Source organism: Bifidobacterium sp. LH_426, assembly GCF_056356875.1.
Map to the genome: position 1 here is coordinate 258600 of NZ_JBKEVB010000002.1, position 13813 is coordinate 272412.

General features: G+C 60.8%; 13 protein-coding genes and 1 pseudogene. 10 read left to right on the forward strand and 4 right to left on the reverse strand.

Annotated features, from left to right (window positions below):
- Window positions 1–15 precede the first annotated feature (15 nt).
- The 3 genes from AC1AYD_RS03355 (at window position 16) to AC1AYD_RS03365 (ending at window position 4018) form a co-directional block, all read left to right on the forward strand.
- Window positions 16–1314: a nucleotidyltransferase family protein gene (locus tag AC1AYD_RS03355; RefSeq protein ID WP_476544671.1), complete on the forward strand. Its 1299-nt coding sequence runs from the start codon at window positions 16–18 to the stop codon at window positions 1312–1314.
- 168 nt (window positions 1315–1482) lie between these two features.
- Entirely contained in the window at window positions 1483–2664 is a 1182-nt protein-coding gene (locus tag AC1AYD_RS03360) for a hypothetical protein (RefSeq protein WP_476531495.1), read from the forward strand.
- A 115-nt stretch (window positions 2665–2779) separates the two neighbouring features.
- A complete protein-coding gene (locus tag AC1AYD_RS03365; protein ID WP_476531497.1) occupies window positions 2780–4018 on the forward strand; it encodes a Fic family protein in 1239 nt (412 codons plus the stop codon).
- 141 nt (window positions 4019–4159) lie between these two features.
- Here AC1AYD_RS03365 and AC1AYD_RS03370 read toward each other — a convergent pair whose 3' ends face one another.
- On the reverse strand, window positions 4160–4594 hold the full coding sequence (locus AC1AYD_RS03370) for a hypothetical protein (protein ID WP_476502456.1): 435 nt from the start codon (window positions 4592–4594) through the stop codon (window positions 4160–4162).
- A gap of 189 nt (window positions 4595–4783) precedes the next feature.
- Between AC1AYD_RS03370 and AC1AYD_RS03375 the strand changes: the two genes are divergently transcribed.
- The 3 genes and pseudogenes from AC1AYD_RS03375 to AC1AYD_RS03385 all read left to right on the forward strand — a co-directional run bounded on the left by AC1AYD_RS03375 (window position 4784) and on the right by AC1AYD_RS03385 (window position 7831).
- The gene (locus AC1AYD_RS03375) at window positions 4784–6001 is read left to right on the forward strand and encodes a nucleotidyltransferase family protein (protein WP_476544672.1); all 1218 of its coding nucleotides are present in this window, start codon (window positions 4784–4786) and stop codon (window positions 5999–6001) included.
- A 216-nt stretch (window positions 6002–6217) separates the two neighbouring features.
- A pseudogene (locus AC1AYD_RS03380) lies at window positions 6218–6508 on the forward strand (Wzz/FepE/Etk N-terminal domain-containing protein); the annotation flags it as partial.
- Between the two features lie 339 nt (window positions 6509–6847).
- Window positions 6848–7831: a CpsD/CapB family tyrosine-protein kinase gene (locus AC1AYD_RS03385; RefSeq protein ID WP_476532290.1), complete on the forward strand. Its 984-nt coding sequence runs from the start codon at window positions 6848–6850 to the stop codon at window positions 7829–7831.
- A gap of 118 nt (window positions 7832–7949) precedes the next feature.
- Here the strand turns inward: AC1AYD_RS03385 and AC1AYD_RS03390 are convergent, their stop codons facing one another.
- Window positions 7950–8498 carry an arsenate reductase/protein-tyrosine-phosphatase family protein gene (locus tag AC1AYD_RS03390; RefSeq protein WP_476531501.1) on the reverse strand — a complete coding sequence of 183 codons (549 nt, stop codon included), beginning with the start codon at window positions 8496–8498 and terminating at the stop codon, window positions 7950–7952.
- Window positions 8499–8585: 87 nt separating this feature from the next.
- On the opposite strand from AC1AYD_RS03390, the gene AC1AYD_RS03395 reads away from it, so the two are divergent.
- On the forward strand, window positions 8586–10481 hold the full coding sequence (locus AC1AYD_RS03395; protein WP_476531503.1) for a DUF4012 domain-containing protein: 1896 nt from the start codon (window positions 8586–8588) through the stop codon (window positions 10479–10481).
- 24 nt (window positions 10482–10505) lie between these two features.
- On the opposite strand, the gene AC1AYD_RS03400 is transcribed toward AC1AYD_RS03395, so the two are convergent.
- Window positions 10506–10796 (reverse strand): hypothetical protein, encoded by a 291-nt coding sequence (locus tag AC1AYD_RS03400; protein ID WP_476531505.1) that lies wholly within the window; start codon window positions 10794–10796, stop codon window positions 10506–10508.
- 292 nt (window positions 10797–11088) lie between these two features.
- Here AC1AYD_RS03400 and AC1AYD_RS03405 point away from each other — a divergent pair, with 292 nt between their 5' ends.
- From AC1AYD_RS03405 to AC1AYD_RS03415, 3 genes are all read left to right on the forward strand, one after another.
- Window positions 11089–11670, forward strand: coding sequence for a hypothetical protein (locus tag AC1AYD_RS03405; protein ID WP_476531507.1), 582 nt, complete (start codon window positions 11089–11091; stop codon window positions 11668–11670).
- 129 nt (window positions 11671–11799) lie between these two features.
- The gene (locus tag AC1AYD_RS03410) at window positions 11800–12066 is read left to right on the forward strand and encodes a PqqD family protein (protein ID WP_476502450.1); all 267 of its coding nucleotides are present in this window, start codon (window positions 11800–11802) and stop codon (window positions 12064–12066) included.
- Window positions 12067–12071: 5 nt separating this feature from the next.
- Window positions 12072–12554, forward strand: coding sequence for a S24/S26 family peptidase (locus tag AC1AYD_RS03415; protein WP_476531509.1), 483 nt, complete (start codon window positions 12072–12074; stop codon window positions 12552–12554).
- 44 nt (window positions 12555–12598) lie between these two features.
- Here AC1AYD_RS03415 and AC1AYD_RS03420 read toward each other — a convergent pair whose 3' ends face one another.
- Window positions 12599–13606 (reverse strand): aggregation-promoting factor C-terminal-like domain-containing protein, encoded by a 1008-nt coding sequence (locus tag AC1AYD_RS03420; RefSeq protein ID WP_476531511.1) that lies wholly within the window; start codon window positions 13604–13606, stop codon window positions 12599–12601.
- Window positions 13607–13813 lie beyond the last annotated feature (207 nt).

Consider the following 13813-nt stretch of genomic DNA (forward strand, 5'->3'; position numbering starts at 1 on the left):
CGATAGACTGAGGAGATGAGCGAAACGTCAACATCGAATATGCGGAGTTGGCCTGAGGGGGTCGTCGACCATGTCGTCTCCCTGATGTCGGCGGCGTTACGAGGGCGCAAAGCGCCGAACAAGCCGGAGGACGTCACATGGGGTGATGTCTATCGTGTGGTGTCGGTTCATGCGATTCAGGCATTGACATTTGCCGCACTTTCATCTGATGATTTGAACAGCATGCCGTCGGAGATTCTCTCGCATTGGCGGCGGGATGCCGACATGACGTTGTTCCAGCAGGTGAGCTATGACATTGATCGTGAGATGATTATCGCCGATTTAGCCGAAGCTGGTCTATCGTGGATGGCGCTTAAAGGCATCATCGTCGCCACGTACTATCCGCACCCCGGCATGCGCTCCATGGGCGACCAAGATTTGTTGGTCGCCTTTGTCGAAAAAGACAATTGCGGACGATACAGGGCGAGGGGGGGAACGGCTCAGGAGCAACGGCTATGGTCGCGCCGGGCAAGCGATGTGCAGAATGCGATTATGAAGAATCATGGTTATGAGGAATTGCGTGACGTGGGGAGGGAACATTCCTTCGCGAAAGCCCCGTTACACTTTGAATTCCATAAATCACTCGTATCCGCCGCCGAAGTGTCGAACAGACGCGCCTACACGACGGAAATGGAATACTATGCTAATCCTTGGGGTCTCGCATCACCGGTCGACGGAATTCCCGGTGAGTTCCGTTTCAGCTACGAGGATGAATACGTATTCCATATTGATCACATGTCGAAGCACTACCGTGCCTCTGGGTTCGGTCTGAGGTTTCTTGCGGACGAATACCTGTATTGCATGAAATACCCTGAAATCGTTCAGTCGGAATCAGTGCGAAACCTCTTGGAGATGTTGCGTCTGGACCATTTCGAACAGGCGGTACGTGAATTGTCGTTGACGTTGATCGACCATCCGGAGGATTGGCGCTGCCGGCTTGACGATGGGCTGGCATCGTTGTTGGACGATGTGCTGTCAGGTGGAACCTATGGTTCATTGGAGCATGCGGTGGCAAGAAGACTGGTGAATGATGATTCACGGACCGGTGAAGGTCCCTTGATGCTTACGGCAGATTCATCAAGAAAGCGGTCGGTATGGCGCTATGCGTGGGAAAGGATGTTCCCGCCACGGGATTGGGTTGAGACATATTATCCCCGATGGTCACGCAACCGTCTTACACGGTTCGCTTTGTTGTTCTACAGGGCCTTGGCCGGCATACGCATGCACCCACGGCATATGTGGGATGAGATGCGTGCGCTGTGGAGAAGACGTTGACGCATAAATAGCGGAAATTTATGAAATACGAGCGTCTCTGCATGTGCGTTGCATAGTATCTATTCGAGGCCAGGAGGCCTGCAGCGCAATGAAGCGGCGGTACTCCGGATGGACTCCCATATCATTTCGTTAGGATAAGACCATATTTGTGATGAATGGAGGCGCGACATGGCGGACAGGTATCGGGTGCTGATGTGCCGCGACCATCCGGTCCTGGAATACGAGTATTTCGAGACCGGCGGCTACGCGTTGCGCGCGGTGAAGGTGTTCGACGAACGGCGTATTCCCTTGGGCATGTACGTCGACGGCAAGCCGGAACCGGACGGTGAATCGATTACCTCGTGGTGGCGCGGGCGCGGCATTCCCGTGACGCGTGACGGTCTTCGCTCCCTGCTGGCCGTCGGCGGCATCGAGCCCACGGGTGACATGCTGGACCGTTCGATGGGACTGAGCCTGTCCGACCAATACTGGGTACGTCCCGCCGGACGCGACGATCTCGCATGGTCGGACGTGAACTTCTTCCACAACGATTTCGACGAACAGCTCGGCAAAGCCCTGTTCCTTGGTCATTCGTCGCGCATCGGCGACGTGAACACGCCGGACATCACCAGCGCCGGCGACCTGCCGAAACGATGGATCATCGGCGACGGCGGTGTTAGGCAGCTGGTCAAGGCTGGGCGTACCGGGCAGGAGCCGGACAACGAGCGCATCGCATACGAGGTGTCGTCGCTGTTGGGCATCGACCACATCGAATATCGTGTCGGACGCGCGGAAGGCAGACGCGTGTCAGTCTGCGACGAAATGCTCTCCGACAGTGAGGAGCTGATCGCCGGCGGACAGATCAGGAGTATCTTCCGCGAAGGACGCAACGACGAACGGAAGACCATCTGGCTCGACGCATGCGAACGACTCGGGATATCGCGTGAGATCGAAGAACACGCCACCGATGACTTCCTGTTTCTCGATTTTCTGTTGCGCAACACCGATCGGCACTACAACAATTTCGGCCTCATCCGCGACGTCGAGACGTTTGCGATACGGCCGGCTCCCATCTTCGACAGCGGCGACAGCCTCTGGAACGGCATGGAACCGGAGGCGATGACGAACGACGACTACGTCGCGAAACCATTCTGGATCGACGATTGGGGTGACAAGCCCAACGCATACCGGCAACTGGAATCGATTCGCAATTGGGATAGATACGATTTGAGCGCGCTAGGCACGGTGCCGGACCTCATCCGTGACCAGCTCGTCACGAACGCGAGACTATCGCCAGCCGTCATCGACGCGATCTGCAAGACGATGGAGAAGAGAACCCGACTCATCCGTAATGTCCCGTTGGGACAATAGACGGTGTTTCCGACGCGGATTCCGGAGTGCTATTGTCCCAAAACGCGGTTTTGGGACAATAGCACATGGTTTACTGTCTGTATAAATGTTCTTTTCGGCGGATTGGAACAATAGCATGGAATACAAGAGCATTCGGCAGACGGTGCACATGAGCCGGTCGGGAGAACGTCCCGATGACCTTGCCGAGCAGGAGTACCTGCGGCGTCTCGAAGGGTGGAGCACGTTCCGTTCGGGAATCACGCTGCGTGGGCATGAACTGTTCGTCATGAACTTCCGTGAACTCGCCACCATCGCCGATGACGTCCGCGAACGTGAAAACGATGTGGCGGCATTATGGAATATGCTGCCGCCCATCGCGCGCCGCGCCTACCTGTTCGACCTTATCGGCGCCGAGATGCAGAGCACCAACAGCATCGAAGGCGTGCGTTCCACGCGCAGGGAGATCAGTGAGGCACTGGAAGCCGCGGCCGGGGACGAACCCCACAAACGGTTCACTGAATTCGCGAAACTATTCCTCGCACTGAGCGACGACGATCCTGAACGCTACGCCATGCCCGGAACCCTTCAGGATATCCGGGACATCTATGACAGAGTCACCGCAGGCGAGCTTGATGACGAGGACAAGCCGGATGGTGAACTGTTCCGCGAAGGACCGGTCTACATCGATGATCAGGCGACCGGAAGACGCATCCATACGGGCGTCACCCCGGAATCCGAGATCAAGGTACTGCTCACCCAATGGCTTACGCTTACCCGCAACCGTGACGTGCCTCCGTTGATTCGATCAGCGATGTGCCATTTCGCGTTCGAATACATCCATCCGTTCTACGACGGCAACGGGCGTACCGGCAGGTTCCTGTTCGCGCTTCAACTGCGACAGCATCTGAGCGTGCCCACCGCGATCAGTCTCAGCCCGGTCATCTCCGACGGGAAGGACCGCTACTACAAGGCGTTCGAGGACGCGCAGCATCCGTTGAACTGCATGGACGGGAGTCTGTTCGCATATCGGATGATGAAATTCGTGGCCGATGCGCAGACGCGCATCATCGACGATCTGTCCGAAAAACGAAGCCGTCTCGCGCATGCGCTCGCCAATCTTGAAACCACGCGGAAGAACAACGGATGGTCGGAAGACGAGGCGGCCGTCGTGGCCGTTCTCGTGCAGGAGGAATTATTCGGCGTCGCGCCGCATGTCAGTACGAGAACGCGGCTGGGTGAGGATCTCGGGCTGGGGCGCAAACGTGTCGCCCAAGCGGTCGAAGGCCTTGAAAAGGCCGGAGCCATATCCCATGAGGGAGTACGGCCGGCGAAGTATTCGCTGGTGGGGAATATGCGTGATGTTTTGCTGGGGTGAGTTTCGGCAAACCCCCTCAGTCAGGCTGTCGCCTGACAGCTCCCCCCCCTGAAGGGGGAGCAAAAAAGGGCGGCAGGATGACCCCCCTCAGTCAGGCTGTCGCCTGACGGCTCCCCCTGAAGGGGGAGCAAAGGCGTAGGATCAGGCGGCCTTTTTGCGGCCGCGGCGCTTCATCGTGCCGGCGACGGCCTTGGCGGCGTCGAAGACGGCGGCCTTGTCGTTCGGGTAGAACTCGCCGACGACCTGCTGGTAGGCGACCTCGCCCTCCGGGGCCTCGGGCAGTTCGAAGAACGCGGAGACCGCGGCGAGCGGGGCCTTGTCCTTCACGTTCACGGACGCGGTCTGCTTGCCTTCTGGCTTGCTGAACTTCACCGCGTTGTCCGCCTTGGCGGTGGTGGGGACGATCGCCACCTGCTTCGTCTTCTCGTTGACGAGCACCTTGACGTGCGCGGGGAAGCCGAGCACCTGGGCGGTGGCCTTGTTGAAGCGCACCGCGTTGGCGGTGACGGTCATCGTGATCTTGCCGACCGGCTTGACCAGCTGGACTTCCTCGAATCCCTGAAGAACGGATGCCATGATGTAACTCCTTAGACGCGATAGGAATATATTTTGATTATCAACGACTATTGTAACAATAGCATTTTAAAAACCCGGATGGTACGACGATAGGTATTGACGATGAGTAGTACAGAGGAAATGCATAGCGGGCAGAGCAAACAGATGAATCCACGGCTGAATCTTGTCGCAGATTACCTAATCGATCTTATGGCAGCGGCACTGCATGCGGAACAGGGGGATGCCAAGCCCGAAGATATTTCCTGGGAACAGGTATACAGGCTCGCTGCCAACCACTCAATCCAATCGATGATTTTTCCCGCGCTACCTGAAGGGGTATTGAAGGACATGCCTGCATCGTTATCTTCGCAATGGAAGCATGATGCAGATATGACGTTATTCCAGCAGGTGAGCTATGACATGGAGCGGGAGACGATTCTCGCCGATTTCCGTGAGGCGGGATTGTCTTGGATGCCATTGAAGGGAATTCTGGTCGCCGGATATTATCCCCGGCCGGGCATGCGATCGATGAGCGATCAGGATCTCGTTATCGGATTCGTCGATCGTGACGGCAAAGGCAAGTGGAATAATAGTGGCAGCGATGAAAGCGAGCGTCGGCAGCGAAGCAAGGAGGCCAATGCAAAGTCGCGTTCCATCATGGCCGCGCATGGTTACAAGGAATTGACCGTGGGCAGGCGGGAATTGTCTTTCGGCAAAGCGCCGCTGCATTTCGAGCTGCATCCGAAGCTGATGTCCGTGGCGGACGAGATTGAAGAGCGAGTATCGAGTCGGGAAACGGAGTATTACTCGAATCCATGGCGTCTTGCAGAACCAATGGAGAAACCTCCTTGCGAGTTCCGCATGACCAGCGAGGAGGAGTACATATTCCATGTCCATCATATGGCCAAGCATTATCGTGCAGGTGGCTTCGGACTCCGGTTCCTGGCCGATGAACATCTGTATCTGACGAAGTTTCCCGATATGATTCAATCAGAACGGGTTCTCGATAAACTGAAGCAGCTCGGACTAAGCCGTTTCGAGCAGGCTGTCCGCGGTCTGTCCGAGCTGTTGTTCACGTCGCCGCATGATTGGCGTTCCCGTGCCGATGAACGGATTACAGCCTTGTTCGAGGAGATTCTCGTCAGTGGCACCTATGGATCCGTGGAACGCTTCGTCGACCGGCGTATGGAGCATCATTCGTCCGATGCGGCGGAGGCGTTCTTCGAGAATCATCAGGCTGGGATGACGTCTTGGCGGTATATAAGGAATCGACTGTTTCCTCCGGCGGCGTGGATACGGGATCGCTATCCCGATTTGCCCGGCAACCGGCTTGCACGGCTTGGCGTGAGATTCGCCCGTCTGTTCAGGTCGCTACGGAAACCGTCTGACCTGTGGCGTGAGCTGATGTTGGTATGGAGGCGGCGTTAGACGGGTGCGGTTGTGGCCTGTGGCTATACTGCCAAGCAAGGTCCATATGAATGTGATGCCAGTCCGCGTGATTCGCGGTCTGAGCAGTCCTCTGGAAGAGAAGTAGGAGAGACCGTGACATCGGATACCCTCGAACAGAATAAAGTGGCCGGGGCGGACCCTCGTATGGGGTCGGAAGATACTACCGGTCGTGGGAATGCGACTCAGAATTCCGGTATGACCGTCCTTGACTTGCTTTTGGTGATTCGTAAGCACTGGTTCACAGCGGTCGTCATGTTCGTCGTGGTGTTTGCAGCTATGGCTGGATACACCTTCACACAGACAAAAATGTATACCGCGACCGCACAGTTGTTTGCAAGCTATAACGCGATGAGCGACAGTGAGTCGGTCGAGGGGTCGACGGTCAGCAACTATACCCAGGTGGGTACGCAGAGCGTGGCCGGTACGTATATCGCGAACCAGCTCAAGAGCTATCCGAACTTGGTGAAAACCAGTGCGGTACTGGAACCAGTTGTAAAGGCGCAGCATGATGATTCGCTGACTACGGGGAGCCTGTCGGGCATGGTCTCGGCTGAGAATCCGGAGAATACCTACATGCTGAACGTGTCTGTCGTCAGTGCTGATCCTAAGCAGTCCGCTGACTTGGCTAATGGCGTGGCCAAGTCTTTGTCCGAGGTGGTCGCTTCCGAATTGTATTCCTCCGGTGACCGATCCATCGTCAAATTGTCGGTCGTTCAACGCGCCAGTGTACCGGGTACGCCGAGTTCCCCGAATACCAAACGAAATCTTGCGGCCGGTGCGGCATTGGGACTTATTTTTGCGTTTATCGGTGCCGTACTGCGTGATATGCTCTCCCGCCGCATCCAGGACATCGCCGATCTTCAGGCCGTCGCGCAGAACGCGACCATCGTCGGCGTCATCCCGAAGGATGATTCTCTCGACGATACCAAGCCGATCGTTGTGACCAAGCCTGACGGCGCAATCGCCGAGGAATTCCGTCGCATCCGCACCAACCTCTCGTTCACCACGTCCAAGGATGGCGACAAAGGCCGCCTCATCGTCGTCACCTCGTCGATGCCGGCCGAAGGCAAGACGACCGTCTCCTGCAACCTCGCCGCCACGCTCGCCGAGAACGGAGCCGCCGTGCTGCTCATCGACGCCGACCTGCGCCGTCCGACCGTCGCCAAGCGACTCGGCCTCGAAGGCAACGTGGGCCTTGCGCACGTGCTCTCCAACCAGGCGACCGTCAAGGACGTGGTGCAGCGCTACTGGAAGCCGAACCTGCACGTCCTGCCCGCCGGCCCGCGTATCCAGAACGCCTCCGTGCTGCTCAACTCCGTCATCATGCACAACCTCATCAAGCAGGCCGTGCAGCAGTACGATTACGTGATCATCGACACCTCGCCGATGAGCGTCGCCAACGACGCCGCCGTGTTCGGCCAGCAGGGCAACGGCGTCGTGCTCGTCTCCGGCAAGGGCGTCGCCGTCAAGCGCGCCCTGCGAGGCACCATCACCGAGCTCGGCGAGCTCGACGTGCCGATCCTCGGCTTCGTCTTCAACCTCGCCGACCGCAAGAAGAACGGCGGCTACGGCACGTACTACTACTACGGCTCCTACTACCGCTACGGCCAGTACGGCTACGGCTACGGCGACGACGGGAAGAAGGGCCGGAAGCACAGGAAGGGCAAGAAGGAATCGGCCGAATCCAAGCCGATTCTCGTGCAGCCGCTGTCCGAGCCGCTCGCCGACCAGCAGCCGGAAGCCAAGCCCGCCGCCTCGGCCGACAAGCAGGGCCACGACAGGCAGGCGCGCCAGCCGAAGCGCAAGTGAGCGGTTCGAGCCGATAAAGGCTGATAACGACTGAGGGGTTGGAATCCAAATCAGGATTCCAACCCCTCAGTCATATTGATATTTGAATCGCACGGCCGCGTGAGATGGCCGGATGATATCAGTCCAACGCGGCGGCGATACGCTTCAACAGGCGCACGATCATGTTGTGCGCCTCCACGAACGCCGCAAGGCCCTGCCCCTGCGGATCGGCGACATCGCCGGCCTTCGGCAGCTGCGGGCGCAGCAGGCCCGCGTTGGAGACCACTGAATCGACGCGCTCCTCGAACGTGTCGCCCTCGATCCAGCCCTCTTTCCGGGCCGCCTCGCACAGGTTCGCGAAATCGGTGATCAGGAACGTGCGGCGCGCCTTCACCGGCGCCTCCAGCGCGATGTCGCCGCGTTGGCGCTCCTCGAAGCACAGGATCAGGTCGGCAGCACCCGCGATCTGCGGCGAGATGCGGCGGGAACGGAACGCGGCGATTCGATCCTCGTCGATATGGTCGCGACGCATCAGGTCGGCCGCGTCACGCGACAACACGTGATCGTGCAGACCACGCGTGCCGGCCGATGCGAACTCGAGCGAAGGGTCGGTGAGGAAATGCGGCGCGAGCAGTTCGGCCATCGCCGAACGCGAGACATTGCCGGTGCAGACGAACAGAATACGCATGGAATCCATCGTAGGAGCGTAGTCGGGACAATGCCGTGGCAATGAGTACGTACCCGCCACGGGTGAGCCTCACGATACAGTGGCGTTGTGACTGAAATCGACGAACTGAGCATCGACCCGGAGCATGGGCGCGACGATGAGGCGCGCGACGCCGAACACCATAATCCCCGCTATCTGAAGCACCGCGAGAAGCGCATCCTGCGTGACACACTGCTCGTCGTCGTGGCGGTGGTGCTGTCCGCGATCATTCTCGTCGGCGCGTATTTCGCCGTCTCCGCGGCCATCGTCGCCAAGGAAGTGAAGTCGGCCGCCGCCAGCGTGTCCGACGTGCGCGGCCTGAACATCGCCGAGGACGGCGCTGCGTCGAAGCTCGACGGCGCCGTCGACGGACTGCAACGGCACGTGGACGCCGCCTACGCGCACACGTCGAACCCGATCTGGGCGATGATGGCACACCTGCCGCGGTACGGCGGCGACGTCCAGGCCATCCGCTCCACCGTGGACGCGCTGCACACCGTCGCCGACGACGCGCTGCCGCTCCTCGCCGATGCGGCGGACGACATGAACCCGGACACGATCAGCGTGGCCGACGGCAAGATCAGCGTGCCCGGACTCGGCACGGCCGCGCCGAAGCTCGCCAAGGCGAACGGCTACATGCTCAAAGCGAACAGCGAGCTCCAGTCCATCGACGGCGTGACGCTAGGCGCGCTGCAGCGCCAGCTGGACCCGGCGCGCGAGTCGTTCCTCTCGTTCGCGAAGATCAGTGATTCCCTGGCTCGCGGCGCGCAGGTCCTGTCCGGCATGCTGGGCTCCGGCTCCGGTTCCGGCGATGGCGGCTCGCACAACTATCTGATTCTCGCCCAGAACAACGCGGAGATCCGCGCCACCGGCGGCATCGCAGGCTCGTTGGGCCTCGTGACCGTGCATGACGGCACCATCACGATGCATGACTTCGTGCCCGCCTCCGAATTCGATTCGCGTGACGACCCGATCGCGAGCCTCACCGACGACGAGAAGAAGATCTACGGCGACCGTCTCGGCGAATTCATGCAGGACGTGAACTTCACCCCCGACTTCGCGCGCGTGGGCGAACTCTCGGCCGCCATGTGGACGGACAAGTACGGCGACCAGGTGGACGGCGTCATCGCCGTAGACCCGGTGCTCCTGCAGAAGCTGCTCTCCGTCACCGGCTCGGTGGAGGTCTCGCATGGCGACTACAAGGCCACGCTTGACGGGACGCACACCGTGTCCACCCTTCTGAATGACGTCTACCGTGACCTGCCCGACAACGCCGACCAGGACGTGTTCTTCTCCGACGCCGCCAAGGCCGCGTTCGACAAGGTGATGCACTCGTCCGGTACGAACGCCCTCGCCCTCGCCAAGCAGGCCGTCACGGCGGCGAGCGACGGGCATCTGTACGTGTGGAGCGCGGACAAGGACGAACAGAAGCTGCTCGCCGGGACCACGGTGGGCGGCACGCTCGTCACCAAGGACTCCGGTTCGTACCTCGGCATCGAGGGCGCGGCGCCGAAACAGGTGATCGGCGTGTACTACAACGACGCGATGGCCTCGAAGATGGACTGGTATCTCCGCCGCGACGTGAAGGACAAGCTCGTGAAGACCTACGAGGACGGCAGCGAGGAGCATGAGATCACAATCACGATGACCAACACGCTCGACGCCTCGCAGGTGGATTCGCTGCCCTCCTACGTGATCGGCTCGCTGGAGAATGGCGCCGAGAAGGGGCACATCCAGTTCATCACCTACCTGTACGCGCCGGCCGGCGGCGGCATCCCGTCCTATGCGGCCGGTTCCGACAAGGCCAAGGGCGACGTCTACGCGCTGCACGACGGGCTCACCGTGATCGGCAAGCAGGTGAGCCTCGCGCCGGGGGAGAGCACCACGATCACGGCGACCGTGGTCACCGCGCCGGGGTCGGTTCCGGGCCAGACCGTGGTGCGGCAGACGCCGCTGGTGAAGTAGCGGCGTCTGCCGGCGCGGGGCCGCTTACTGGAGCGCCTGCAGGGCGAGGAGCGTGCCCGCGCCGCCGAGGCAGACGATGATGAGCAGGATCATGTCCAGACGGAACAGGAACCGTTCGCGACGGTGACGGCGCTTGATCCGCTGGATATGCTCCTTGCTCATGCGCTTGCCGTGGTGGTGCTCCTTCGGGGCTTCGACGGCCGTCAGCGGCACGCTTTCGTCGATGGCCTCGAGGTCGATGATGCTGGATGTCTGGGGTGTCGTGGTGCCTGTAGGGCTTGTCGCATTCGCGGAGGATTTCGTTTCGTCGGACATCGATGCTCCTTGCCGAATTATCGGTGGTTCCGGTCTCCGTTTCGGCATCGGCTGAAACCGGTATCAAAAATCTCATTATTCGGAAACCCTGTGCAGACGTTGTGCTGACGCGCCTGCGGGGCTCGCTTCCATCATGTTACCCGGTTGTTAACCTGAACCCATACCGTTTTGTCAACCCGCGTGCTAGGGTGGCAACCAGTGGGAGAAGGAACGAGACGATCTCCCATCCGATAACAGAAGACTTGAAGATGTAATGCGCAAAGGGGATTTGCGCACTGGAAGGAAAACAGAGATGAAGAAGATTACCGCCATCGTCGCGGCGTTCGCCGCAATGCTGCTCTCCGTGTTCGCCCTCGCACCGACCGCCATGGCCGCCGACTACTCCGCGACCATCACCCCGGGCACCTCCGAAGGCGTCGCCACCATCACCGTGGCCATCGACGAGGCCACCGCCGAGGAGTACCCGTACGTCGCCATCGCCTACGACGATACGCAGATTTCCTCCGTGACCGCCGCCGCCTACGTGCACACGCCGTGGGAGCAGGTCACGTCCACGTTCTCCAAGGACGGCTCCAACTTCGTCAAGACCTACAAGGTCGCCACGCTGAACTGCAAGGACGCCAAGATTTCCGTGCTCGGCTTCAAGGATGCCCAGGACGGCGATGATGTGACGCTCCAGACCAAGACCGTGTCCTTCGCGAACACCTGCACCACCGGCTCCAACGAGAACGTCGCCGTCTCCGGTACCGCCGGCTCCTCCCGTCGCACCACCGCCCAGACCGGCACCGTCGTCATGCCGTACGTCATCGCCCTCGGCCTGATGGTCGCCGCCGGCGTCGCCCTGTTCGCCGTGCGCAAGGGCAACGCCCGCTGAATCGGGTAGATGGACGGGCTGCGGCCCGCCGCAATCATTGAGAATCCTCCGCTCCTCACGGGGCGGGGGATTTTTCGTATAATGAGGGCGTTGCACTACGGGTGTCAGGCGTCGAAAGGAACAAATCATATGCGCATCAAACAAGGATTCGTCATGCGTGACGTGGCCGGACAGACCGTCATCATCGCGACGGGGGAGGCCTCGAAGACGTTCCAGGGCATGATTCGCGTGAACGGGACCGGCAAGACCGTCTGGCAGGGGCTCGCGGACGGACTCGACGTCGCCGGCATCGTCGACAAGGTGACGGGCGAATACGCAATTGACCGCGAGACCGCCACCGCCGACGTGAATGCGTTCGTCGACCAGATGCGCGCCAACGGCTTCCTCGACGAGTGATGCGGATGACGGATATGGCGGGCGTGGCCGTCGATACGGACATCGAGGGTGTACTGCGGCGCGAGGGCGTGTTCGTGAGTACCACGGTGGGCGTGAGCATGCTGCCGATGCTGCGCAACCGGCGCGACACCATCGTCGTGCGGCCCTTGGCGGCCGGTGAGCGGCTGCGCGTCGGCGACGTGCCGCTCTACCGGGCGGGCGGACGGTACGTGCTGCACCGCGTGGTCGGCGTGCACGACGGCTGGTACGCGATTCGCGGCGACAACTGCATCACCACCGAACACGTGCGCGACGAGCAGGTGCTCGGGCGGCTGGAGGAGTTCTACAGGGGCGCATGGCACGTGGTGTGCGATGGAGCTCGCGAGTCGCGCTGGTATGGCGTGTATTGGCGCACGTGGCTGGCCCTGTGGCCGCTACGGCACTGCTGGAAGGCGCTGCGCTGGCGCGCAGGACGCGTGGCGCGTGCGCTCGGGTGGAAGAAGGCGTAACGTAATAGGCCCCCTCGTCAGAGGGGGCCAAGGCGCTTGCGCGATCAGTAGCTGTGGTGGGACTGCCAGTAGGTGTAGGCGCCGGTGATGCCGCCGTAGCGGCCGTTGCAGTAGCTCACGAACCACTTGAACTGGGTCTGGTAGTTGTCGGCCCAGTCGGAGCCGGCGGAGGCCATCTTCGAGCCGGGCAGGGCCTGCGGCAGGCCGTACGCGCCGGAGGAGGCGTTCGTGGCGTGCGGGTTCCAGCCGGACTCGTGGTTGATGATGTACACGGCGGCCGTGAAGTCGGCCTCGGTGTAGCCGTTCGACAGCAGCCAGTCATGCGCCCAAGTCTGCATCTCCGAAGCGGGCACGGTGGTGCCGAGCGAGTTGGAGGAGGAATCGCCGGAGCTCGACGAGGAGCCGGTGCTGGTGGAGCCGGTGCCGACGAGCACGATCTTGTCGGTCGGGGCCTCCTTCACATAGGAGGCGAACACGTTCGAGGAGACGATCTTGCCGCCCGCGCGGGTGACGAGGCTTGTGGTCTCCATCGTGCCGACCTTGCCTTCCTGCTGGACCTTCTCCTGGCCCTTCGGCAGCGCGTCGGTCTCCTTCTTCACCGTGTTGAACGCAATGTCGCTGTCGCTGGTCTCCAGCGTGGCGCCCGCGCGTTCGATGGTGATGACGGTGGATTCGGTGACCTTCGTGTTCAGCGAGGGGGAGACCGTGTCATCCGGGTCGAGCACGATGTCGCCAGCTTCGAGCACGGACTTCACGTCGGTGAAATCGTCGCCGAGGACGGTGCGCGACTTGCCGTTGATCTTGACGGTCACATAGGACGTGTTGCCGTTGAGGTCGCCACGTGCGCCTCCACGGGACACGCCGAGCGCGTTGTTGTCCGTGGCGGAGAATTCGGTGACGGCGGCGGGCTTGTTCGCCTGCTGGTAGAAGTTCCTGGACACGACGCCGGCACCCGCAAGCATGCCCACCGCCGCGACGATGGCCGCGATACGCGTCCACTGGCGCTTGCTCAGGGACTTCAGGGTGGGCGTCTTCTTGCGATGATTCGCCATATTGCTCCTTAAATATTCGAGGCGCCACGCGGTGGTCGGCACAGCGTGCGCGGCGCTCACTAATCCACCAGTCTAGCGTCCAATCCGAACATTGGACAGTGGTCGGGTGAACGGCCGGTGGCGTCGTGGCGTTTTATTGGACAACATGACCAATTGTGATGGTGGTGGGAATTAGACAGATTGTCTAGCATGAAGTCAGCGTCATCG